31 protein-coding genes and 2 pseudogenes are annotated in these 23579 nt (G+C 49.3%); 32 read left to right on the top strand and 1 reads right to left on the bottom strand.

What is annotated here, in order from left to right:
- From BUB67_RS13180 to BUB67_RS13325, 29 genes and pseudogenes are all read left to right on the top strand, one after another.
- Positions 1–186: pseudogene (locus tag BUB67_RS13180) on the top strand (AAA family ATPase); the annotation flags it as partial.
- A gap of 382 nt (positions 187–568) precedes the next feature.
- Positions 569–1255, top strand: a complete 687-nt coding sequence (locus BUB67_RS13185) for a Mu transposase C-terminal domain-containing protein (RefSeq protein ID WP_159431842.1) — start codon at positions 569–571, stop codon at positions 1253–1255.
- Between the two features lie 25 nt (positions 1256–1280).
- On the top strand, positions 1281–2252 hold the full coding sequence (locus BUB67_RS13190; protein ID WP_073239882.1) for an AAA family ATPase: 972 nt from the start codon (positions 1281–1283) through the stop codon (positions 2250–2252).
- Positions 2253–2265: 13 nt separating this feature from the next.
- The gene (locus tag BUB67_RS13195) at positions 2266–2499 is read left to right on the top strand and encodes a hypothetical protein (RefSeq protein ID WP_073239883.1); all 234 of its coding nucleotides are present in this window, start codon (positions 2266–2268) and stop codon (positions 2497–2499) included.
- On the top strand, positions 2500–3012 hold the full coding sequence (locus tag BUB67_RS13200; protein WP_073239884.1) for a host-nuclease inhibitor Gam family protein: 513 nt from the start codon (positions 2500–2502) through the stop codon (positions 3010–3012).
- A gap of 12 nt (positions 3013–3024) precedes the next feature.
- Positions 3025–3531 carry a regulatory protein GemA gene (locus BUB67_RS13205; RefSeq protein ID WP_073239885.1) on the top strand — a complete coding sequence of 169 codons (507 nt, stop codon included), beginning with the start codon at positions 3025–3027 and terminating at the stop codon, positions 3529–3531.
- Positions 3532–3731: 200 nt separating this feature from the next.
- Positions 3732–4586 carry an ATP-binding protein gene (locus BUB67_RS13215; RefSeq protein ID WP_200798175.1) on the top strand — a complete coding sequence of 285 codons (855 nt, stop codon included), beginning with the start codon at positions 3732–3734 and terminating at the stop codon, positions 4584–4586.
- A 15-nt stretch (positions 4587–4601) separates the two neighbouring features.
- Complete coding sequence (locus BUB67_RS13220; RefSeq protein ID WP_073239887.1) at positions 4602–5003, top strand: hypothetical protein; 402 nt, start codon at positions 4602–4604, stop codon at positions 5001–5003.
- Positions 5004–5017: 14 nt separating this feature from the next.
- On the top strand, positions 5018–5332 hold the full coding sequence (locus BUB67_RS13225) for a hypothetical protein (RefSeq protein ID WP_073239888.1): 315 nt from the start codon (positions 5018–5020) through the stop codon (positions 5330–5332).
- Between the two features lies 1 nt (position 5333).
- Positions 5334–5831, top strand: a pseudogene (locus BUB67_RS17330) (peptidoglycan recognition protein family protein); the annotation flags it as partial.
- A 228-nt stretch (positions 5832–6059) separates the two neighbouring features.
- On the top strand, positions 6060–6710 hold the full coding sequence (locus BUB67_RS17335; protein ID WP_338011678.1) for a glucosaminidase domain-containing protein: 651 nt from the start codon (positions 6060–6062) through the stop codon (positions 6708–6710).
- Positions 6711–6741: 31 nt separating this feature from the next.
- Positions 6742–7095: a Mor transcription activator family protein gene (locus tag BUB67_RS13240; RefSeq protein ID WP_073239889.1), complete on the top strand. Its 354-nt coding sequence runs from the start codon at positions 6742–6744 to the stop codon at positions 7093–7095.
- 120 nt (positions 7096–7215) lie between these two features.
- Positions 7216–7638, top strand: a complete 423-nt coding sequence (locus BUB67_RS13245; protein ID WP_073239923.1) for a hypothetical protein — start codon at positions 7216–7218, stop codon at positions 7636–7638.
- A 14-nt stretch (positions 7639–7652) separates the two neighbouring features.
- On the top strand, positions 7653–7973 hold the full coding sequence (locus BUB67_RS13250) for a hypothetical protein (protein WP_073239890.1): 321 nt from the start codon (positions 7653–7655) through the stop codon (positions 7971–7973).
- Between the two features lie 3 nt (positions 7974–7976).
- On the top strand, positions 7977–8291 hold the full coding sequence (locus tag BUB67_RS13255) for a hypothetical protein (RefSeq protein WP_073239891.1): 315 nt from the start codon (positions 7977–7979) through the stop codon (positions 8289–8291).
- A complete protein-coding gene (locus BUB67_RS13260; RefSeq protein WP_073239892.1) occupies positions 8291–8854 on the top strand; it encodes a phage protein Gp27 family protein in 564 nt (187 codons plus the stop codon). The genes BUB67_RS13255 and BUB67_RS13260 overlap by 1 nt, the downstream gene beginning before the upstream one ends.
- Entirely contained in the window at positions 8847–10604 is a 1758-nt protein-coding gene (gene terL, locus BUB67_RS13265) for a phage terminase large subunit (protein ID WP_073239893.1), read from the top strand. Before BUB67_RS13260 ends, terL begins: the two co-directional genes overlap by 8 nt.
- 14 nt (positions 10605–10618) lie before the next feature.
- Entirely contained in the window at positions 10619–12199 is a 1581-nt protein-coding gene (locus BUB67_RS13270; protein WP_073239894.1) for a DUF935 domain-containing protein, read from the top strand.
- The gene (locus BUB67_RS13275; RefSeq protein WP_073239895.1) at positions 12183–12923 is read left to right on the top strand and encodes a phage head morphogenesis protein; all 741 of its coding nucleotides are present in this window, start codon (positions 12183–12185) and stop codon (positions 12921–12923) included. The genes BUB67_RS13270 and BUB67_RS13275 overlap by 17 nt, the downstream gene beginning before the upstream one ends.
- A gap of 113 nt (positions 12924–13036) precedes the next feature.
- On the top strand, positions 13037–14074 hold the full coding sequence (locus tag BUB67_RS13280) for a phage protease (protein WP_073239896.1): 1038 nt from the start codon (positions 13037–13039) through the stop codon (positions 14072–14074).
- Position 14075: 1 nt separating this feature from the next.
- Positions 14076–14477 (top strand): hypothetical protein, encoded by a 402-nt coding sequence (locus BUB67_RS13285; RefSeq protein ID WP_073239897.1) that lies wholly within the window; start codon positions 14076–14078, stop codon positions 14475–14477.
- 39 nt (positions 14478–14516) lie between these two features.
- Positions 14517–15404, top strand: coding sequence for a Mu-like prophage major head subunit gpT family protein (locus tag BUB67_RS13290; protein WP_073239898.1), 888 nt, complete (start codon positions 14517–14519; stop codon positions 15402–15404).
- A 14-nt stretch (positions 15405–15418) separates the two neighbouring features.
- A complete protein-coding gene (locus tag BUB67_RS13295) occupies positions 15419–15868 on the top strand; it encodes a gp436 family protein (protein ID WP_073239899.1) in 450 nt (149 codons plus the stop codon).
- 42 nt (positions 15869–15910) lie between these two features.
- A complete protein-coding gene (locus BUB67_RS13300) occupies positions 15911–16372 on the top strand; it encodes a phage virion morphogenesis protein (RefSeq protein ID WP_338011677.1) in 462 nt (153 codons plus the stop codon).
- Positions 16373–16375: 3 nt separating this feature from the next.
- Positions 16376–16864, top strand: coding sequence for an SON protein (locus BUB67_RS13305; protein WP_073239901.1), 489 nt, complete (start codon positions 16376–16378; stop codon positions 16862–16864).
- A gap of 4 nt (positions 16865–16868) precedes the next feature.
- Positions 16869–17096, top strand: coding sequence for a hypothetical protein (locus tag BUB67_RS13310; protein WP_073239902.1), 228 nt, complete (start codon positions 16869–16871; stop codon positions 17094–17096).
- Positions 17080–18504, top strand: a complete 1425-nt coding sequence (locus BUB67_RS13315; protein ID WP_073239903.1) for a DUF2586 domain-containing protein — start codon at positions 17080–17082, stop codon at positions 18502–18504. Before BUB67_RS13310 ends, BUB67_RS13315 begins: the two co-directional genes overlap by 17 nt.
- 13 nt (positions 18505–18517) lie before the next feature.
- Positions 18518–18952, top strand: coding sequence for a hypothetical protein (locus BUB67_RS13320; RefSeq protein ID WP_073239904.1), 435 nt, complete (start codon positions 18518–18520; stop codon positions 18950–18952).
- Between the two features lie 36 nt (positions 18953–18988).
- The gene (locus BUB67_RS13325) at positions 18989–19363 is read left to right on the top strand and encodes a DUF6848 family protein (protein ID WP_073239905.1); all 375 of its coding nucleotides are present in this window, start codon (positions 18989–18991) and stop codon (positions 19361–19363) included.
- A 221-nt stretch (positions 19364–19584) separates the two neighbouring features.
- Here BUB67_RS13325 and BUB67_RS13330 read toward each other — a convergent pair whose 3' ends face one another.
- Entirely contained in the window at positions 19585–19830 is a 246-nt protein-coding gene (locus BUB67_RS13330; RefSeq protein ID WP_073239906.1) for a hypothetical protein, read from the bottom strand.
- A gap of 68 nt (positions 19831–19898) precedes the next feature.
- Here BUB67_RS13330 and BUB67_RS13335 point away from each other — a divergent pair, with 68 nt between their 5' ends.
- Genes BUB67_RS13335 through BUB67_RS13345 form a run of 3 tightly spaced genes read left to right on the top strand, consistent with a single transcriptional unit; the run spans position 19899 to position 23578 of the window.
- Positions 19899–22205, top strand: coding sequence for a phage tail tape measure protein (locus tag BUB67_RS13335; protein ID WP_073239907.1), 2307 nt, complete (start codon positions 19899–19901; stop codon positions 22203–22205).
- A gap of 2 nt (positions 22206–22207) precedes the next feature.
- A complete protein-coding gene (locus BUB67_RS13340; RefSeq protein WP_073239908.1) occupies positions 22208–22810 on the top strand; it encodes a transcriptional regulator in 603 nt (200 codons plus the stop codon).
- A gap of 12 nt (positions 22811–22822) precedes the next feature.
- The gene (locus BUB67_RS13345; protein ID WP_073239909.1) at positions 22823–23578 is read left to right on the top strand and encodes a serine/arginine repetitive matrix protein 2; all 756 of its coding nucleotides are present in this window, start codon (positions 22823–22825) and stop codon (positions 23576–23578) included.
- Position 23579: the final 1 nt, after the last annotated feature.

Raw genomic sequence — 23579 nt, forward strand, 5'->3', positions numbered from 1 at the left:
CTGGCCGGGGCTAAACATGATGTTTTTAGTGATGTTGCGCTGGGGGCTATTGCTTCCCACTCCCGTGGCTGGCCTCGCTTGGTTAATAATTTAGCTACCCATTGCCTGTTGTGTGGTTACCAGGCCAAGAAGGAGTTGATTGACGAGGAAGTTGTTCGCCTGGCGATCCAGGAAATGGGGTTGTAGTTATCCCGTTCGGTCACACCTTTGTGTGGCCGTTTTTTTGCCATATTAGCATGATATTGTGAAAAAGGATATTACCAATAACCAAATTTATTTGCAAGATTATCATATTATGGCGACATTTTATGCCATTTGTTTGTGAAAAACAGGTGCAGTTTTAATTTGCAAATTCACATTTTACCGGAGCATAGGGATTCAGGACGAAATAAACAGCCTGCCGTTTCAGCCTTGGTCAAAGGCGCAGATTGAGCGGTTCTTCGGGACGATATGCTCAAGCTTCACCAAATGGATGTTCTCCTACACCGGCACTCTGACCGGCTCCAAGACGGCAGCCAAAATCAAGAAGGACATCCCTAAGATGTTGGAGCGTGGGGAGCTCCTCACGATGGAAGAGTTTTACGAGCTTTGGACAAAGTGGTTGAACGAAGTTTACCACAAACGTGAACACTCCGGCCTCAAGCGTCAGGGTGAGAAGTACACGGTTCCGATAGAGCTCTTCATGAAGGCTGAGGACAAGTATTATAAGCCTGCTCCCCCGAAGTCATACGCTTCAATCCTGATGATGAAGGCTGAGAGGGTCACGGTTTACAACATCGGAATCAGGAAATTCGGTTACGAGTACAGGGCTCAGGAGCTTTGCAACTACCACGGGGAAAAGGTTGATATCAAGTATGACCCTGAAGACGTGACAAGGCTCTACGTCTACACCAGGGAAGGCAAGAAGATTTGTGAAGCGGTATCTCAGGAGCTCTTACTGATAGCTCCAAGGGTCTCCCAAAAGGCCCTTGAGGAACACAAGAAAATGCAGAATACGCAGCTTAGAAACGATAAGGAACTCCTTGAGGAGTTCAGAACGCCGTATGAGCAAAGGGGCAACGTTCCGGGTGATGTTGTCGGGGCTCTTGATTTGATGGTCAAGGGTAAGGGCGACAAGGTGGTTGCTCTCCCGCAGGACAAGCAGTTTGCCTCAGAACTCAGAGATAAAAAGAACAGGCAGAAACAAGACGCTGAAGACGAGTTCTTCAGCAGGAAGGCCCAGGATGCGCTCTCTAAGCTGAGGCAGCTTGGGTAAAAATTAGAAAGCGAGGGATAAAGTGATGGAAGCTGTAGCGACGATTTACACGGGTGAAATGAGGTCACTGGCCCAAAGGGTCAATGAGTACCTGGCGGTAAACAAGAAGACCAAAGCGGAACTGGCAAACGAGCTGAACTATTCGAGGACAACCATATCAAGGTATTTGTCAGGCAAGTATGACAGCGACACGACGGAGCTTGAGGCAAGGCTTGAGGACTACCTCAAGAGCAAGGCCGGACAAAAAGAAGACACTCCGGCAGTAACCGAAACACCGGTTTTGAGGCTGCCGAAAAAGAGAGGGTTCTTTGAGTGCCGGGATGCGGAGAGCGTGATTGGACTTTGCAGCTCCTGCCAGGAAGACATGGGCCTCGGGATTGTGGTCGGCAAGTCGGGGTTCGGCAAGACCCACGCTCTGAAGCACTACGCTAAACTGCCCCGTGTGGCCTATGTCGAGTGTGACGATATCATGTCAAGCCGGGATTTGGTCGAGGCCATTGAGAAGGCCATCGGCATTCCTCAGACGTACGGGACGATTTGGAAAAGGGTCAACGGCATCCGGGAGTTTTTCAATGTGAATCACGGGTATTTGCTCATCATCGACGAGGCTGACAAGCTCATCAGCAAGTACACTCAGAAGAAAATGGAAATCCTCCGGGGTATTTTTGACCAGGCCGATGTCGGGATTGTCATTGCCGGTGAGCCGAAGCTTGAAGCTCAGATAAAGAGTTATCTCACACGGTTTGCCAACAGGATTGACTTCTATGTTTCCCTGAAGGGGCTGACCCGGCAGGAAGTGGAGAAATACCTTGAGGGGTACAAGGTCGAGCCGGACGCAATGAATGAGCTGGTCTCCAGGGCCTGCAACCATCAGACGGGATGTTTCCGGCTGCTGGGGAGGACACTGGACAACGTTATCAGGATTATGAATGACACCGGTCAGGAAGTCATTACTCTCAAAATAATCAATCAGGCAAGCAAAATGATGATGCTTTAAGGAGGCGTGAACAATGATGGGTTTAAATGAAACGGTAGCTTGTGCGGTAAACGGCCTGACAGCCGGGGTATTTAGCAAGGAAGAGGTTAAAGAGTCAATCACCGGATTTGTGAATAAGAACTACTTCAGGATTAGCGAGGAGCTTCCCGTCAGTGTATTCCAGGCACTGCATGAAGCCTTTGGAATAACCTTTGAGATACACGACGGGAAGGTCTCGGGGGTCAACGTCGAGGGAGGTTTGATGTAGATGGCAAGAAAGCGAATCAAGAATCAGCCGGTTCTCAGGAACTGGGCTGAAGTGGATGCGGCCCTCAGAGAGATAGCTGAAAAGGAAATCCAGATTGAGGAAATCGAGGGCGAAATGAACAGGCAAATAAACGGCATAAAGATATCCGCAGGGCTTGAGGCAAAGCCGCTTCAGGACAGGATTGACAAGCTGGGCAAGGATGTCAAGGAGTTTGTCACGGAACACAAAGAGGAGCTGGACGGCAAGACAATGACTCTTAATTTTGGGAGCGTCGGCTTCCGGCTGAGTACGTCGGTCATCATCCCCAAGGCCAAGGAGAAGGTTGCTGAAATCATCAAGAGCCTGAAAATCCGCAGGATGACGGACTGCATCAATGTTGTGGAGACGGTCAACAAGGAAGTCCTCAAGAAGTACGGTGAGGAGGAAATTATCAAGGTCGGGGCAAGGCTCAAAAAAGAGGATGTCTTTTGGTACGAGACGGCTCGGGAGAAGCTCAAGGATATGCATCAATAAGGGGGTGGCGTGATGGGATACAGCAAGGGGCGGTCTTATGCCCCTACTTTTACTATTAAGACCATATGGGGGCTGGCGAAGTCGCCAGAGCTGGCTCTTGACGATGATACCCTCTACTCCATCATATACCGGGAGACCGGCAAGGACAGCATGAGGCAGCTCAGCCAGAAAGAAATCAACAAGGTTTGCCATGCCCTCTCTGCCCTGAAGGACTCGGCCAAGGGCAATGGCGGCAGCGGCAGGACTGACACCGGGGGCAATAAGCTCACCAAGGCGAAAAGACAAAAGATATACCGGCTCACTGGTGAGCTCGGGTGGAACAACAACAACGCAAGAATCAACGGTTTTGTCAAAAAGATGTTCGGGGTTGAACGGCTTGAGTGGCTGAACAACGAGCAGTGCAGCAAGCTCATTGAAATGCTCAAGAAAATGGTGGAAAGGGAAACTGCCAAGAAGGACGGTGATGGTGTTGAAGGAAAAGCTTCGCCGGTACACGCCGGAGCAGATAAAGGTCATTGAGCAGTACTGGGACACCTTGCGTTTTACCAGGAAGACGGGGCAAATAGCTGACGGCATCAAAGAGCGGGAATATGAATACTGGGAACGGTTTGACCCGGCCCTGGTCATCGAGGCCCTGACAATCCATATCAGGAAATACCCGAATATCCGGGAGAATTATACCCGTGGAATATTGCGGAATCTAAAAGGGGGTGCATCTCTTGGAAGTAACGGCAAAAGTATTAACCCAAAACATGGAACGGCTCAGAACACAAGCGGAACAAAGAGGGATGAACGGGCCGAAGAAGCCTTCAGGAGAAGACTTGCGGGTCTATGAATGTGAGTTATGCCGGGACTCAGGCGTTATCTTCAACCTTGAGAAAAACGTTGGTTATGTGTGTAGCTGCCAGGAGCGGAAGAAGCTGAAAAGGCTTTTAAAATCCTGCAACATCAGCGACGAGTTTGTTCACAAGAATTTTGGCAACTTTACCCTTAAAGGCATGGACAAGCGAGTGGTCAACGCTTACAGGATTGCAAAGGAGTATTCTGACGGCCTGGTGGACAGGGTTAAGCGGGGAGAAGGTCTGAGGGGTGCGCCGTGGATGGGCCTCTTGGGGACATCGGGATGCGGCAAGACTCACCTGGTCACGGCGGCAGCGTATCCGCTCATAGAGCTTGGAATGTTCCCCATGTTCTTTAACTGGGTGCAGAGCTTTACGGAGTGGTTCGCCTACTACAATAAGCCGGAAGAGGCTTACAAAGTGGACGAAATCCGGCAACGGATTTACAACTGTGACATCCTGATTGTGGACGATATCTGCAAGGAAAGCCAGAAAGACACCTGGATTAAAGAGTTCTACGGCATTGTTGATTACCGATACCGGAAGCAACTGCCTATTATCTATACAAGCGAATATTTTTATCAACTGGTCGGCTTCTTATCCAAGGCCACAGCCGGAAGGCTCTTTGAAAAAACCAAAAACCCGGAAACAGGAAAGATGTATTTAGCCAAGATGCTCTTAGCTGAGAATGAAGACCCCCTGGCCCTCGATTACCGGTTCAGGGATATCTTTTAAGAGGAGGGGATAAAAATGGCAACAAAGAAAAAGCAGAAGAAGCTCACAAACAAAGAGAAACGAGCTCTCAAAGAGTTAAGGACTGAACTGAGAGAGAAAGGAATTCTCCCTCCGGTAAAGCCTAAACTCAACAGAAACAAATTCGCTATTGAAACTGTTAACGAGTTTAGAGAGAATTTTGGAGCCTTTGGCGACATTGTATATTTACTTAAAGCAATTAGCTGTATGGCTCCTGATGTGGATATGAATTTAAAGCCCAGACCCCAAATAACTCCTGAGCAGGTCGGGGTCGTAAAGGTAATGAAGCTTGCAATGGAAATCAAGAAGTTTGAAAAAGACATTATAGCAAAAGGTGAAACGAAATATAGCGTCGGAGAGTTATACGATAAGGTTGTCGCTCCGATAGTGAATCTTTAAGGGAGGGAATTGAGTTGAGCAAAAACAATAAGACGCTGAGTGATTTTAAAGTCTTTGAAGAGATGGGCTCTCTTATCAGAGAGAATCTGATATCAGAAGCAATCAGAATGAATAATACTGCTAATTTCATGGATTCTGAGGAATTTAAGAAAAAGATTAGGTGCCTGAGCAACTGGCAGATTGCCGAAATCACAAAGGATATAGGATTATGGCATATGAACAGGATGTTCAATGTCAGCTATAAAGACAGCGAGAGAGACAAGCTCAAACTAAGGGAAAGCGAAAAAATTATGGAAGAGTTAATGAGCAGGATTAAAAGGGGGCATTAAAATGACGACAATCGAAAAAAAGCTTATAAAATACAATTTTTCAACCGGCAATGACCCGAAGTATATCGTCGTTCATGATACAGGCAATCCCGGCAAGGGTGCGGATGCTGACGCTCACTACAGGTATTTTAACGGCGGCAACCGGAATGCCTCGGCCCATTACTTTGTAGATGACCATTCAATCATCCAAACTGTGGAGGATGCAAATGCCTCCTGGCATTGCGGGGATGGCAAAGGCCAGTACGGCATCACTAACTATAACTCCATAGGGATTGAGATTTGCATCAACAGTGACGGGGATTATAACAAGGCCGTCCAAAATGCTATTGAGCTTGTCAAGTTCCTGATGAAGAAGCATAACATCCCCTTGGACAAGGTTGTAAGGCACTACGACGCAAGCCGGAAGAATTGTCCGGGGACTATGAGCTCAAACAACTGGGAGAAATGGAATTGGTTTAAGAGCCAGCTTAAAGAGGAGGCCGCTCCTGCCGCGGGGCTCTACAGGGTGAGAAAGTCTTGGGATGACGCAAAGTCTCAGGTCGGGGCCTACAAAGTCCTCGAGAACGCCAAGGCAGAATGTGACAAGAATCCAGGATACAGCGTCTTTGACGAAAAAGGAAACAAGGTCTATCCCCTTCCCTTCTCCGCTCCTGAGCAGCCGGGAGAGACGCAGCCGGAGCAACAGCTCACTCTCATCATGGGCAAGACGGAAGCAACGGTGGCTCAGATGGTCTCCTATGCTCTGAAGAGCAATGCAAACCCTCTCCTGCCGAACTGCACAATTGAAGAGCTTGCACAGGTATTCATTGAGGAGGCAGAGGTTGAAGGCGTGAGGGCTGACGTTGCTTGGGCTCAGGCCCTGAAAGAAACAGGGTATTTCAAATATGGCGGTATCGTCCTTCCTGAGCAGAACAATTACAGCGGCATCGGAGCCCTCAACAACAACTCAAAGGGTGAGGCAGCCGTCTTTGAAAGCCCACGGATAGGGGCAAGGGCGCAAATACAACACCTGAAAGCCTACGCAAGCACTGAGGCCCTTAAGCAGCCGTGTGTTGACCCACGGTTCCACCTAGTCAAGAGAGGCTCTGCAAAATATGTTGAGTGGCTCGGATACGAGGACAATCCCAACGGTACGGGCTGGGCCTGGCCCGGCAAGGGATACGGTTACAGCATCGTCGGCATCCTGAAAGGAATCCTCCAGGAACCGAAGGAAAGCAAAGAGGCAACGGATACCGGCAATGTCCCCCAGTGGCAGAAGGACGCTTTCAAGAAGCTTGTCGAGAAGAAGATTATCAACTCCCCTGAGTTTTGGGAGGGCAGGCTCGGGGAGACAATTACCATCGGTGAGGTCATGGGTATCCTGGCGAATACGCTTTAAGCAAAACGGCTCATGAAAGGGGGTGGCCGCAGTGGACGGCTTAATTGATGAGCTGACACCGGAAATGATTCCTCAAGGCATCTATCGTGATATTGTCGAAAAGATTGGAGTCGCCAATTTTATCAAGCTTGCTGAGCTCGTGGGGGGAGCGACAATCTACATACCGAAGGCAGAATCTTTCCTCCGTCCGGCAAGAGACCTCCGTATCAAGCAAGAGTTCAACGGCTACAACCATGCGGAGCTTGCAAAAAGATACAACCTGAGTGAACGTTGGATAAGGGCGATATGCGGAGAGGGTCACGCCGAAGGTCAGATAAGTTTGTTTGACTTAGATTATAGCCAGGAGGAGAATACAGAAGAAATCAAGGAATCGGCAACAGCTTAGAAGTAATTTTCAGAAGTGCTTTGAATATAAGGTACTGGAAAAGCCTGCTAACATGATAAGTGTTAAGAACATAGTTCTTAACACTTATTTTTTTCAAAGGAGGGAGAAAGTGTGGAAACAATGCAGCAGCTCTTCAACCAGGTTGTTATTGACATTGCAATGGCGGCTCTTGCTTTGCTGGCGGCTTATGCCATTAATGCTCTGCACAAGCTGACGGAAAAGGCAAAGCTTGAGACAAAGCGGCTCAAGGACGAGGAGCAAAGGAAACTCTTGATTGACGCACTGGAAGACATCGAAATCCTGACAACAAAGACGGTGACGGAGATTGAGCAGACAACGGCGAAGGCCCTGAGAGAAGCGGTCAAAAGCGGAGTCAGGGACAGAGCGGAGCTTGAAGCGTTATCCAAGAAGGCTTTTGACGAGATTGCCGATGCGTTGAAGCCGGAGGCCAAGGCTCTGATTGAAAAGCATTTCGGGAACTTCTCAAAATATCTGACAAAAGCGATTGAGACAAAAGTATTTGAAGTCAAGAACGGCCTGTAAGGGGATAACGACGTATGGAACTAAGTTGGATTCTACAAACAATCACGGCCCTTGCGATTGGTGTCATCGGTTATTTTCTCAGGAACACGATGGCTGAAATCAAAGAAGGCATCAAAGAAAACGATATGAAGGTCAAAGAAATCGAGGCGAGACTATCAAAGGACATTGCCGGAGTCAAGGACGAGCTCCATGACTTAAAAAGCGATTTGCCCTTTGTTTACGTTTTGAGAGAGGACTTCATCCGCTCCCTCAACAACGTGGACACCAAGATGGGTAACATAGACAGCAAGATTGACAAGCTGCTGCACTTCAAGGGCAATAGTAAGGGGGAATGATGCATGGATGAACGTACAGAACGGGAGGTCAAGCAAAATAAGGCGATAAGGGGTTATATCATCCGCTCATTAGTCAAAGGACATCAAAACTCTTTATTGCTCAGACAGATAACCAATGCACTTGTGGCAGACGGTTTAATCGTATCTCCCGACATATCGAAACACCTGGATTATCTCTTGGAAGCCGGGTACATCAGCTTTACCGACAAGACGGTCAATGCCTATAACGCATACAGAAAAGATGCAGTAATTAAGCTCACGAGGAAAGGTGTTGACCTGGTTGAGGGGACGCTTGATGACCCGGGAGTTGATGTCTGATGGGCAAGGAAAGAGCAAGGACAAGAATCAACTCCAAAATTGACTCCCTGCCGGACGAAATCCGGGCCAAAGTGGACGAAATGATTGTTGACACAAGCAACACCTACCAGGAGATTGCTGACTGGGTAAAGTCCCAGGGATACGAGGTCAGCAAGAGCAGTGTCGGCAGGTATGCCATGAGGACAACGGCGGCAACACAAAGGCTGATTGAAGCCCAAAAGCAGACGGAGGCCCTTGTCAGCGTGGTCAAAAGAAACCCTGACATTGACTACACGGATGCAGGGCTCATGATGCTGATGGACGGCCTGGTCAAGAAGCTGACAACCGCAGAGGAAGAGTTTGACCGGATGCCCCTCGACAAGGCCGGGAGGCTGATAACGGCAATCAGCCGGACGAAGGTCTATAAAGACAGGGTTAAGCAGGACATGAAAAAGAAAGTCGAGCTTGCCTTTCAGGGTATGGAAAGTGAGCTGATGGCCGCTATCAAGTCAGACCCGGAACTTGCCAAGGAATTGAAATCAGTGCTTGAAAGAGCCAAAGAAAAGATGATGCAGGATGATTAAGCTTGATGAATATATCCAGCGGTTAGAGGAGCAAGACACCGAACTCATACAAAACATGGAATACCAAAAGCGGTTATTTGAAGACTATGTGATGCGAAACAGCCAACACCTTGAGGTCAGAGAGAAGCTCCTGAAGGAGTACAGGGCCGGGGCAGAACTGACAGGCCAGAAGGGTCTCAGGAAAAAACTTGCCGCTATAGACCTCGGATATTTCGGAAGGGCTTATCTCCCCCATTACTTTGTCCGGGAATCCCCTCCCTTCCATGAGCGGCTGGATGATATATGGACTCAGGGAGTCATGAAGGGCAAGAATCCCCTCACCCAGCACAAGGAAATTGCCAGGGACAAGGGATGCAGGAGAGGAACTGCCGCTCCCCGTGGACACGCAAAGTCAACAAACTTCACTTTCAAAGACACGCTGCACGCTATCCTCTACCAGTACAAGCATTACCCCATCATCCTTTCCGACAGCTCGGAGCAAGCGGAAGTCTTCCTGACGGACATCAAGACGGAGCTTGAAGAAAACAGAAACATCATTGAGGACTTTGGAAACCTCAAGGGCAGGGTCTGGAAAAGCAGCGTCATCCTGACCTCGACGGACATCAAGGTTGAGGCCATAGGCTCAGGCAAGAAAATCCGTGGCCGGAGACACCGGAATTGGAGACCTGACCTCATCGTCCTTGACGATATTGAAAACGATGAGAATGTCAACACGCCGGAGCAGCGGAAGAAGCTTGAGAACTGGTTTTATAAAGCGGTATCGAAGGCCGGGGACACCTATACGGACATTGTTTACATCGGGACTATCCTCCACTATGACTCCCTGCTTTCCAAGGTTCTCAAGAATCCTGAGTATCATTGCGTCAAATACCGGGGCGTTATCAGCTTTGCAAGCAATCAAGAACTGTGGGCCGCTTGGGAGGCTATATACACAGACCTTGAAAACGAGCGGAGACAAGAGGACGCACGGGAGTTCTTTGAAGCAAACAAGGAGGAAATGCTTGAAGGAACTGAGGTCTTGTGGGAGGCGAAGCTCTCTTACTATGACCTGATGATAGTCAGGATATCAGAAGGCGAAGCGGCCTTTAACAGCGAGATTCAGAATGACCCGATTGACCCGGACTCATGTACCTTTAACGAGGAGTGGTTTGACTTCTATGATGAGAGCTCAATCAACTTCTCAGACCCGGAGTTTATCATTGTAGGCGCAAATGACCCGTCTCTCGGCAAGAACAAAAAGAGTGACACGTCCTCCATTATTGCGCTGGCTAAAAGTCTGAGGACTGGCTACATGTACATTGTGGAGGCTTCCATCGAGAAGAGGAAACCGGATGTAATTATTGATGATGCCATTGAGATGTCCAAACGGATGAAGCGAGACCTCAAAAAGCCGTTCTATAAGTTCGGGGTGGAGACGGTTCAATTCCAGTATTACTTCAAGGACATCATGGTCAAGAAAAGCGTGGAGGTTGGAGAGTACCTCCCCATTGAGGAAATCCCGAACGTGCAAAACAAGCATGTGAGGATTGAATCCTTGCAGCCGTTTATTAAAAACAAATACCTGAAGTTTAATGCAAAGCACAAGACCCTTTTGCAGCAGTTTAAAGAGTATCCAATGGGTAAAAACGACGACGGCCCGGACGGTGTTGAAATGGCGGTCAGGCTGGCCCTCGGCATCAAAGGCAACACCAAGGTTGACTATAAATCTGTGCTCGGCAGGATGTTGAAGTTCAAAAGAGGGGCTTATTAAGGGGGTGAGAAACGTTGGCGAAGAAACGCAATAAAGCAAAAGACAAGGAAGTAACCAAGAAACCTGAACTCTTTGAAATTGCGGTGGCTCAGGTTCAGGACAAATATTCAACCTACCCCTCTAACGGGCTGACACCGGTCAGGTTGGCGCAGATATTCAGGGAAGCCGATGCCGGGGACGTTTTAAGACAGATGGAACTATTTGAGGAGATGGAAGAGAAAGACCCTCATTTGTTCTCCCAGCTTCAGACCAGGAAGAACGCAGTCACTGGACTGGATTATGAGATTATCCCCTTCTCTGACGATGAGGCCGACAAGGAGATTGCTGAGTTTGTCAAGCAGGAGATTGAGAGTCTGGAAAACCTTGAGGATGTCCTCATGGACTTGCTGGATGCCATAGGCAAAGGGATTGCCATAAGTGAAATCATTTGGGCCTATGACGAGGGCAAAGTCACCATTCAGGATATCAAATGGCGGCATCAAAAGAGGCTGTTTTGGGACGAAAACGACATCCTGAAAATCACGACAAAGGACTTCCCCTCCGGGATTGAGATTCCTGAAAACAAGTTTATCATCCACCGGTACAAAGCGAAGTCGGGACATCCTGCCAGGGCCGGAGTGCTCCGCGTGGTGGCTTGGATGTATTTATTCAAGAACTATGACCTCAAGGACTGGGTGAGCTTTTGTGAAGTCTTCGGGATGCCTTTGAGGTTAGGGAAATACAATCCTTCGGCAAGCGAAGAAGACAAGCTGGCCCTTATGAGGGCACTGGTACAGATTGGGACGGATGCAGCCGGTATCATCCCGGACGGGACGGAGATTGAGTTCAAGGAAAGCGCAAAGACAACCTCAATCAATGTTTATGAGTCCCTGGCCCGGTTCTGTGACGAGCAGATATCAAAGGCCGTGCTCGGTCAGACCCTTACCTCTGATTCGGGAAGCGGCTCCTATGCCCAGTCAAAGACCCATAACGAGGTAAGGCATGATTTGACGGTTGCGGACTGCAAGGCCCTGGCCGCTACTCTCAGGAGGGATTTAATCCGTCCCCTGGTACTCTTCAACTACGGGGAAGACAAGAGAATCCCGTATCTGAGGTTTGACTCTGAGGAGGCCGATGACCAAAAGGAAACGGTTGACATCTATGAAAAGCTTATTTGCAAGATAGGCTTAAAGGTGCCAACGGCTCACCTGTACAAAAAATTCAGTATTCCAAAACCTGAGGAAGGAGAAGAAGTGGCAACTCCTCCAGGAGGAGCGTCCGGTGTACCCCTTAGAGAGGCACTAAAGTTTATGAGGAATAAAAGCGACAGGGAGCTTGAGCGGATTGATAAAGAGTACCAGGTGCAAATTGACAAACTGGCTGACGTGGCCGCTGCCCAAAGTTCAAGTATTTTTGCCAAAATCTTTGAGCCGGTAATGGAACTGCTTAATAATTCGGAAAGCCTGGAAGAAATCAAAAAGCAGCTTGAAGATGAAAATTTTGTCGAGGCCCTCTATAAGAAGATGGACATCAAAGACCTTGACGAGCTCCTTCAAAAGGCAATGTTCTATGCTGATATGCTCGGAAGGATGAAGGAAAATGAAAGACCTGTTTGAGCTATTAACCAAAGAAATTGTCTTTGAAGAAGCGGTGAGCTACTTTGGGGATAAGCTCCCGTTGAAGCCCTCGGAGTTTTACAAGCTGGCTGACGAGTACAGGAACAAGGCTTTCACGGTTTCGGGATACTCCAAAATCCAGGTGCTCAACAAATTCCATGACGAGCTCTTGAAGGCAATCAAGGAAGGCACAACCTTGAGGGACTTCAAGGACAGCATGAATGAGTTCCTGGAAAACAAGGGTTATAAGGGCATCACAAACTTTCAGGCCGACAACATCTTTAGGACAAACATTCAAACATCCTACCAGGTCGGCCACTACAGGCAGATGACCTCACCGGAGGTTTTGAGGCTCCGGCCCTATTGGGAGTATGACGCAGTAGGCGACACGCACACAAGGCCCTCTCATTTGGCGATGGACGGCAGGGTTTTCAGAGCGGATGACCCTGTTTGGGATACCTGGTATCCCCCGAACGGCTTCCGGTGCCGGTGCGGGGTGAAGACATTGTCGGAAAGACAGGTCAGAGAAAGAGGTCTCAAGGTGGAGACGGGGGCTCCCCAGGCCGCTGAGGTTGACGGGAAGTTTGTGAACATACTTCCTGACCCGAACTTCGCAAACAATCCGGCAAAGGTGCCGTTTAAGCCTGACCTGAAGGACTATCCTGAGCCGCTCAAAAAAGCGTTTGAAAGGAGAGAGGCATCAAAGAAAAAGACGAGCAAATAAAAGCCTAAATTTAATAGTTTTTCCACTCGGTAAGGTATTTATACCTGAAACAAATTTAACCCCCGTTATAACGCGTGCTAACGGCGTTAGAAACGATATTGAGAGGTGGGTGTATGGCAAAGGGATTAGTTTTGAGCATGAGCTCTTCGACAATAGAAGGAGTCCCCGATGTGGTCAACCTCCTGCCGCTCGGGAAGGTCAAGTCGCAAAAGGGAGACTTCATTGTTGACAAAGAGAGCTTTGAGCGAATCAGGAACACCTTCAAGGAAAGGGGTATCGACATTGTTATTGACTATGAACACCAGACCCTTGAGGATGTTCAGGCTCCTGCCGGTGGATGGATAAAGGATTTGTTCATCCGGGACGGAGCGATTGCGGCAAAAGTGGAGTGGACTCCCAAGGCCCAGGAGTACATCAAGAACAAGGAATACAAGTACCTCTCCCCTGTTGTCCTGGTGAGAAAGAGTGACCAAAAGGCGGTTGTTCTCCATTCCGTGGCGTTGACAAACACACCGGCGATAGACGGTATGTTTGCGATAGTAAACTCAATAAACCTTGATGATTTTGAAGAAGGAGGAAAGGACATGGATTTATTAAAGAAACTGGCGGCTCTCCTCGGCCTGGCTGAAGACGCTACAGAGGAGCAAGTAATGCAGGCTATCAAGACAGCCGTTGGCGAAGTCGAGAAGCTGAAAGAGGAAGCCAAGAAACAGGAAGAAGGCACGGAGCCGGTTGCCAACAAAGTCATTTGCGGCCTGCTGGGGCTCGACAGTAAGGACGCAAAGACTGAGGACGTGGCTGCCGCTATCATGGCCTTGAAAAACCCGGCAAACTTTGTGCCGGTGGCAGAGTTCAACAAGCTCAAAGAGAGGCTGGACAAAAAGGACAGCGAGGAGCTTGTGACCAAGGCGTTAAAGGCGGGCAAAATCTCGGCGGCTCAAAAAGAATGGGCTGAGGAGTACGCCTTAAAAGACCCTGAAGGCTTCAAGAAGTTTGTTGAAAAGGCCCCTCAAGCCGTCCCGATGGGAGAGTTAGGAATAGAAGACACCAAACAGAGCGACGGCAGGCTTGAGGAAACCACAATGGCCGTGTGCAAGATGCTCGGGGTGTCCAAGGAAGACGTTGAGAAATACGGAAAGGATGTGAAGTAACATGGCACTGACAGCAGGAAGGAACACCGTTGAAGTCCAGGACGGGAAAACCCTGGTGCTCCCGGTAAAGGCCAACGCCAAGATTTTTGAAGGCTCCCTGGTTGTGCTTGATGCAACGGGGTACGCCGTTCCGGGGAGTACGGCTGAAGGACTGAAGGCTGCCGGGAGAGCTGAGGAGTTTGTTGACAACACCGGGGGCGCAGACGGGGCCAAGACGGTCAGAGTCAGGCGGGGCGTTTTCAAGTGGAATAATGACAATGCCAATCCTGTGACCGAAGCGGACTTAATGAAAGACTGCTACATCAAGGATGACGAAACCGTCACCATGCTGGCGGTGGGAACGTCCGTCGCCGGTAAGGTGATAAGGCTTGACAACGGCGAGGTCATTGTTGAAACGCTTTAATGCCAAAACATTTTAATTCTGAAGGAGGCTAAAAAGGCTATGATAGTTAACCAACAGGCGTTACACGGAATTACAACAGGCTTTAAGACCATCTTCAACAAGGTCTTTAGCGAGACAAAAGTCCTTTGGGACAAGATTGCAACCAAAGTCCCCAGCGAGACCGGGGAAGAGAATTACAAATGGCTCGGAAAGATTCCCCGGATGAGGGAATGGATTGGAGACAGGGAGATTCAAAACCTTGCTGCCTCCGATTACACCATCAAGAACAAGGACTTTGAGCTCACCATCGGCGTTGACCGGAACGACATCGAGGATGACAAGATTGGTGTCTACAATCCGGTTATCCAAGATATAGCTCAAAGCACGGCAACATTCCCGGACGACCTTGTTTTTGAGCTCCTGAAAGGCGGCTTTGAAAACAAGTGCTATGACGGGCAGCCGTTCTTCTCTACCACTCACAAGGTAGGTAAAAAGACGGTCAGCAACAAGGGCACAAATAAGCTCTCTCCTATATCCTATGCGGCAGCAAGAAGCGGCATGATGTCATTGACCGACGAACACGGACGGAGCCTGAAGCTCATTCCCAACCTGCTTGTAGTTGCCCCTGGCAATGAAGAAATGGGGAGAAAAATCCTCCTGGCTGAGCAGATTGACGGCTCAACAAACATTTACAAAGGCACGGCTGAGCTGCTTGTTGTTCCTGACCTGGCCGGAAGTGATGATGCGTGGTTCCTGCTTTGCACTACAAAGCCTCTGAAGCCGCTCATCTTCCAGGAGAGAAAGGCTCCGAAGTTCGATGCCCTGATTGACGACAAGGACGAGAATGTCTTCATGAGAAAACAGTACCTCTATGGAGTGCATTGCAGGGCTAATGCCGGTTACGGCTTTTGGCAGATGGCCTTTGGCAGTACTGGCGAAGTTGCGTAAAGGGATGATGCGTAATGCCTTACTGCACGGTTGAAGAAGTCAGGGGAATGATAAAGGCCGATGCCCTCAACATGATAATCGGTGATGAGTACATTGAGGACGAAACGGAAAGAGAAGCCAGAATCATACCTATTATCGAGGAGGCAATCAAGGACGCAGACGGGGAGATTGACGGGTATCTTGTCAAGAGGTACTCCGTCCCCCTCTCCCCTACCCCGAAGGTAATCAATAAATTCAGCAAAGACATTGCAGTTTACAACCTCTTTTCAAGAGCCGGAATTGATGAAGGAGAGAAAGAAAAGAACTTCTTAAACAGGTACAAAGCCGCAGTGAAGTTCCTGGAGAATGTGGCGAAGGGCGTTGTCGATATCGGCATCACTGACAACACCAAAAAGGCAAACACCGGATTCTCCGCAAACTCAAACACAAGGCTGTTTTCAAGGGACAGCATGAAAGGGATGTAACCCATGTACAGTATTAGACTTGAGGGAGACGTTAGAAAACTCATGAAGAAACTGAGGGGCCTGGAAAACGTTGATTTAAAAGGCGCAGGACTGACGTTGGCTGAGGCTCTCAGAACTTCCACTAGAGAAAGGTTTCAGCAGCAAAAGAGCCCGGAGGGGAAGCCCTGGAAGAAGTCAATCCGAGCTATCCAGGAAGGCGGCGCAACACTGACGGACAGCGCAGGTCTGAAAAACTCCATCAAGTCAACTGCTGACAGCACGGGTTTTGCGGTAGGCACAAACAAGGTCTATGCCAGGACTCACCAGTTTGGAGAGAAGGGCCGAAAGGTCACAATCAGGGCCAAGACATCCAGGGGCCTCATCTTCCAGGTAGGCGGCAGATGGATTCGCAAGAAGCAAGTAACCGTCAATATTAAAATCCCGGCACGTCCCTTCTTGGGTATCTCTGAGGAGGACATGCAGGAAATCAGGGGAACCCTCGAAGATATCATAGCGGAGGCATAAGAGATGATTGGACAATGCAGAGAGTATCTGATACAAAAGCTCAAAGATGCAGGCATTAAGTCAAAAGTGCATACCAGCATGAAGACTCTTGAAAAATCCAATGAAAGTCATGTCGGAGCTGTGTTGTTTGAAGGTGATAGCTATACCCGAAGCGGCTCAAAAACCATCTATGTAGACCAAGAGGGCGTCAAGCGTAAGAGGGTCAAGGTATTCAACCGGAAAACAAGCTTCATGGTTGTCATTGGAGAGTATGAAGAGAGCAAATGCGAGAGCATCTTTGAGAGTTTCGTTGCCCTGCTGGACAGAGGGATTATGGTTGACGGGAACTTCACAGGCATTGAGGTCGAGGATGCTGACTGGGTGGACGAAAACGACAGCATCTTAAAAGCAAAAATAGCCGTCCAGGTTAAAATCACCTTTGACGGCGGCATATACAAAGACTCTGCACTCGGCACAATGAGCGAGTTAGAGCAAACACTTGAAAAGGAGTGAGACAATGGCGACGAATAAACCCGCAGCCGAAACTCCTCCTGAGCTCCTCACCATAGAGGAGCTGAAGAGGATAAACAAAACGCCTGACCGGGTGTTTGAAGGCATGAAGGCCGCTGAGAATTGGAAGACCGGGAAGTCGGTGACTCAAGCGGATTATGAGAAGGCATTGAAGGGATTCTTAGAGTCCCCAATGGGAGGAAAGAAGGTGAAGAAAGATGCTAAGGGACGTTAATACCATCATCACAGACGGCGGGCTTGGGGTGGATACCGCCAAGGGCGAAGGGATTCACTTCAAGATAGGGGTCTCCCCCGTTGTGTCCGATGCGCCGATTGTCATAACCGGCAGTATGAACGCCAAAAAAATCAAGGAAAAGCTGGGGCTCTCCCCCCTTGCCGATGCCTGCATGGACAGTGTGGAAAACGGGTCAAGCATGATTTATTGTCTGCCGGTGGCTGCATCCATCCCCGGCACGGTCGGGGAAGTCGTGAAGGCCGGGACGGGGCTCGGGACATGCACGGTGCAGGGGACACCGAACAACGCCTATGAAATCATCGTGAAGTTTACCGGGGCAGGCGGGTTCAATCAGGCGGTGCTCAGGTACTCGGTGGACGGAGGATATTCCTTCTCTGAAGAGATTACCCTTGCAGTCAACGGAGAGCTTGACATTCCATCCACCGGCTTGAAGTTTGTCTTCACGGAGGATGCGGCAACTCCGGCAGACTCCTACAAGATAGGCGACACCTACACCGTGAAGACCGAAGCTCCGCAGATGACCAATGATGACGTGCTCACGGCAATAGATAAGTTGAGGACTGTCAACTATTCATTTGAGTACGTGCATGTCGTGGGAGAGTCAACAAAGGCTCTTTGGGCGGCAATCTCCACGGAGCTGGGAAGACTCTTCGGGATATACAAAAAGCCGATGTTTTTCGTGCTTGAAGCAAGGAACATCCAGGAAGGGGAAACCCTTGACGAATACGCTCAGTATCTCGTCAATGAGAGGGTTGGGCTCCAAAACACCGACATCCAGATTGTAACGGCCCGGTCGCTCTATACAAGGATGGACGGCACGGTCAAGGACATCAACAACGCCGGGATTGTGTGCGGCCTGTATTCCAGGGCAAAAATCCAGCAGTCCATTGGCGAAGTGAAGAGCTTCAGCATAGCGGAGAACAAAATGCTTGAACTGCTTCCCAGGGGAATTGAGGACTACCTCTCCCTGCTGGATGAAACGAAGTACCTGACATTCAGGAAGTACGAAGGAATTGAGGGCTTTTACGTCACCAACGCAAGGATGATGTGTCCTGACGGTTCTGACTACAGATATGCTGAAGATGTCAGGGTCAAAAACAAGATTATCAGGGAAACAAGGAAGCAGGCCCTCCAGGAGTTGCAAAGCGACATCGACATGGAAGATGTCCAGGGCAGCCTTGAAACGATAGCCAAGTTCATCCTGGCTCCGGTTGACACGATGGTAAGAAACAAGGAAATCTCTTCTGCAAGAATTATTGTCCCCGAAGGCCAGGACATCCTTGTGACCGAAAAGCTCAACGTCATTATCAGGTTTGTCCCCATCGGCCATGTGAGGGAAATCGAGATTGACCTTGGAATGGAGAACCCATTCAGGACACAACAGTAAGGAGGGATGAAAAGTGGCTATTATAAACGGCAAGGTTTATGACTGGTCTGACGTGTCGGTCAAGCTTCCGGGCCTTGAGATTGAAGTCCAGGAAATCTCTTATGATGATGAGCTGGAAAAAGAGGCTGCCTATGGGAAGGGCAGCAGGCCCAGGGGTTACGGCACGGGCAACTATAAGTCGGAGGGTAAGTTGAGCCTGCTCAAGGATGACTTTGATGACCTGGTTGCTTACTGCAAGCGGAAAGGGGTTTCGTTGTACAAGCTCGTCATCCCCAAAATCATTGTGAGCTATGCCAACCAGACCTCAAAGACCAAGACGGACGAGCTGGACACGGTTACTTTCACCAAGACCAGCCAGAAGAATGCCCAGGGCGACAAGTCCCTGAAGGTGGACATGGACTTTATCATCGTCAACGGCATCATCAGAGACGGCTTGAAGCCCGTTTAATGAGCGTTAATCTCAAAATAATTGACAAATAGGAGGATGAGGAACGTGGAAGACAAGAACAAAACGGCGGCAGAAACCACGAAAGCCAAGGACGATTTTGAAGCCTATAAAGCCAAATACGGGAAGCTTTACCGGGTAAACGCAACCGTTGAGCCGGACGATTCGACAACGGTCGAACTGGTGTATTTATTCCAAAAGCCCGCAACGGCATCCTATGACAGGTATGTCAAGAGCACGGCGCAGAGCCCGACAAAGGCACTCAGGGCGTTTGTCCTGGATAACGTCATCGAAGAGCAGCATCAAAAGCTTGAGGCTGACCTTGAGGAATACCCGGCCCTTGCTCTCAGTGTCGGTGAGAAACTGCTGAACATGCTGGGGTTGTCTAAAGACATAAATTTAAAGCTGCTTTAGAAGAGCAACTCCAGGAGGTAAAGGGTAATTTCATCGAAGCCGGTTCGCTTGAAATTTACAGGTATCTACCTCCTGCTCTTCTAAAGAAACCTGTGGGAGAGATGGATATTGAGGAGTTTTTGAGAGCCCTTGCTCAAGCTAGATATATCCAGGAGCTTGAGAAAAACGTGGTCGCAAGGGCCGTCTCGGAAGTCTTCTCAGAATAAAGAAAACCGGCCTCTTTAAAAGGTCGGTTCTTTCCTTAAAATCCAGCTCTTATATAGGATTGTGGCGTGCTTTGCGGTCTTAAAAACGCCCTCCTTCATCTTGTCCTTATGCCTGCCAAGAGTGTGTTGATGACCTACCCACAAGCAATATGGGGCAACGTAAATGGTCAGGGGCACAAAGACAATAAAGGATATGACAACTCCGGCGCAGAGGGCGAAGACGATGAGTTTTAGGACGAACAGAAGACCTACCAGCAACATGACATCAACCTCCTTTTTTCTTTACTATAGCACAGGTTAGAAATTTTTAACAGGGGGTGAGAGACAGCGTGAGTTTAGATACAATTTTTAAACTAAGTGTAATCGTCGGGATGATTGACCACTTGACCGGCCCAATGGCAAGGGTCAACAGCTCGGTCAGCAACTCGGTAAGCAGAATAGACAGGCTCAATCAGTCCTTTGGCGAAATGACCAAGACCGGGATTGCAATGGCGGCGGTAGGGGCTCAGATAACAGGCGCAGTGCTCTCCCCTGTGGCAGCAACCTTTGAAACACGGAGAGCCCTCGGGGAACTGTCCTCGGTCGGCGTTAAAGACCTTGTAGCCCTTAAAAAAGCAGCCAAAGACTTTTCGGACACTTGGGCCGGGACAACAAAGGCGCAGTTCGTTTCGGCGGCCTATGACATCAAGTCCGGTATATCCTCCCTGACTGATGAAGGGGTTGCAAAATACACGGAGTTTGCCGGTATCACGGCCAAGGGCACAAAGTCAACCATTGCCGAAATGACGAGCCTGTTCGCAACCGGGTACGGGATATACAAGGACTTTTACAAGGACATGAGCGACATCGAGTTTGGGGAGATGTTCTCTGCCGGGATAGCAAAATCAGTGCAGCAGTTCAAAACAACCGGCTCAGGCATGGCCCAGGCCATTCAGACCTTGGGGGCATCGGCAACCACGGCAAACGTGCCCCTTGAAGAGCAGCTCTCCATCCTTGGTATGTTGCAAGCAACTATGAGCGGCGGTGAGGCGGGAACAAAATACAAGGCTTTCCTGGCATCGGCGGCCAGAGCCGGGGACGAATTGGGGCTCAGGTTCACCGATGCGAATAATCAACTCCTGTCCATGCCGGAAATCCTTGAAACGCTCAGGGCCAAGTTCGGAAGCACGTTGGATGCCGCAGAAAAGATGCAGATACAAAAAGCCTTCGGCACGGATGAAGCGGTTGCCTTGATTGACCTGCTCTATAACAAAACGGGAGACCTGCAAAACAATATTGTCGGCATGTATGGTGAACTGGGCAAAGGGATTGAGGTCGCTCGGGGCATGGCGAACGCTATCAACGAAACCGAAGGAGAGAAATATGTCAGGCTGACGCAGAGAATCCACAACGTCACAGAAGAAATCGGGAATCAACTGCTCCCAACGGTGAACATGCTGCTAGGCAAGGGTGAAGCGGTTCTCGACAAGATAAGCGGATGGATTAGCCGGAATCAGCAGCTCGTCAAGGTGCTTGCCATTATTGTGATGATGATAGGGCTGACCCTGACGGCCTTGGGGACTTTCATTACAGTTGTCGGCGGCGTGGGCCTTGCGTTCACAAAAACGGCTCAGATGGCAACCGGCTTTTGGTCTACTCTTAGGAAAATACCGGACACGCTAACCACTATCAGGATACAGGCCATGTATGCCGGTGATGCCATAAGGAACGGGTTTGCCTCAGCCAAGACCTTTGCTTCAACGGCGGCGACGAGCATCAGGAACGTGGCGACATCCATCGTCAGCATGGGGAGAGCTGCCGTTGTCAATGGGGCGGCGGCGGTCAAAAACTTTGTGCTCAGCCTGGTGTCAATGGCAAGGCAGGCGGTTGTCACGGCGGCCACGGCCATGCCCGGCCTGATAGCTTCAGTATGGTCTTTCACTGCTGCTTTGCTGGCTAACCCTATCACCTGGATTATCATTGGGATTGTGGCGTTGATTGCGGCCCTGGTGCTCCTATGGAGAAACTGGGACACGGTTGTTAACTTCCTTCAGGGTGCTTGGAACTCCGCTGTCACCGGCGTTGCCAACGGGTTTAACAGGATTAGGGAAATATTCGCAAGCGGTATTCAGTGGATTAAAGAATTCATAACCGGGTCTTTGGCCTGGTTCAGGGAGTCGGGCTCAAAGATACTGACAACGTTCACGGAAGGGATTAAGAGCGCAATATCGGCCCCCGTTGAGGCTGTCAAGGGCGGCCTTGCCAAAATCAGAAACCTGCTCCCCTTCTCGGATGCTAAAGAAGGCCCTCTCTCATCTCTTACCTTGTCGGGGAGAAGGGTGTTTGAGACAATCACAAGCGGTATGGTGCAGACTCAAAATCTTCCCGCTGAAGCAACTGAGAACGCCTTCTCCCATGTTGACCTGACTGCCCAGGAAGGCATTAAAAAGGTCAACCTGAAGGAAATAACCAGGGAGAAATCGGAAAGCAGTGAAAGCTCCAAGGAGAAAGAGAATGGAACAATCATCCAAAGGCTCATTGTCCAGACAGATATCAGTAAACTCAAAGACCTTCAAATGCTGTTTAAGTTGCTGAAAGAGATAGAGGACTATATAAACAGCAACGGAGGAGAACCAACACCGGTCGGGGAGGGATAATCTTGATATACATTGATGACAGTACCGTTAAAGTTGGAGGGGTTGTCCTCCCCGGCCTCTTCAAGAGTATCGAGATAAAAGGTGATGCGCTAATTGAGGAGCAAGAAGTTGAAGGCAGGAGCACGAAACCGAAGCAGGCAACGGGATATGAGGACGCAAAGATTAACTTGGAACTGATTCTCCATGATGGGCCGGTTCTGACAAAGCTCCAAAAGCTTGAAGCAATCCAGAACCTCTTCAAGAAAAAGGGGCAGGCAAAGCCCATCATATACGAGATAGTCAACGAGCACACGGCGGCCAGGGGTATCACACAGGTTCTGTTTAAGAACCTGACAACCAAAGAGCAGAGCAAAAACGACGAGCTCACAGTCATGATTGAATTTTGGGAGTACATCCCGATGACCATCACTGCAACGAAGGCGGGAAGTACTTCCGGCACTTCGGCGGCAAGCACGGCAAAGGCGAATCTGACTTCCGAATACCAGGGATATTTGAGCAGCCGTGGGACGGCTCCGAAGCTTCATGACAAGACCGCAAAAACAGCGGCGACAGACAACGCAGAGACCCAGGCATACAAAAGCAAGCTTGCTGCAATGCCTTATTAGTGAGGTGAGAAAGTGGAAACAAGTGAGCTTTTTTATCCCGAAACCAATATCAACATCGGGGGCTATGGCTTTCAAAAGGGCGTTGAGATAGAGGTTTTCTCCTCGAAAGATTCATACTTTGACTGGGCAAAAGTCAGGTTTACCCAGCAGTTTAACGAGAAAATAACCCTCAGCAAAAAGGACAAGGCCCTGATTCAGCTCGGTTATAACGGGGTTTTCGATGAGGTATTTGAGGGATACGTGGTCAATCCCATGAGTGAGGGCAGCTACTCAAATGAGGTTGTGCTCAAGGATGACATGATACGACTTGAAGAGACGTACATCACAAACACTTTCCTGGACGCAACTCCTCAAGAGATATTAAGGTTCTGCCTGAACAAAGCTGGAATCACGAATATGAGAATATCCTCGAAGGTCTACCAAAAGAAGAAAGTTGTTCCTGTCTTCAGGAAAAACGTTATAGCGGTCATTGAGGAGATTCACTCTATTTGGAAAATCAAAGAGGCGTTCTTCTTCTCGGGAGGGGTGTTTTACTGGGGAGAAAAGCCGGAGCAAAAGAAGGTATATGAGTTTGAGTATGGTGTAAACATTATTTCCCTTGAGAGGCCGGGCGGGGTTTGGGTGCTTGAAACGGTGTCAACGCCTTTCATCAAGCACTCACAGAAAATTATTGTACGGCATCCAAAGATAACAGGAGAGTTCGAGACAAAGAAGGTTGTCTTTACTACCAACGATGCGGGGTTTATAAGGACGTACATCTATTTTTAAG

Source organism: Desulforamulus putei DSM 12395, from assembly GCF_900129195.1.
GTDB classification, from domain to species: domain Bacteria; phylum Bacillota; class Desulfotomaculia; order Desulfotomaculales; family Desulfotomaculaceae; genus Desulfotomaculum; species Desulfotomaculum putei.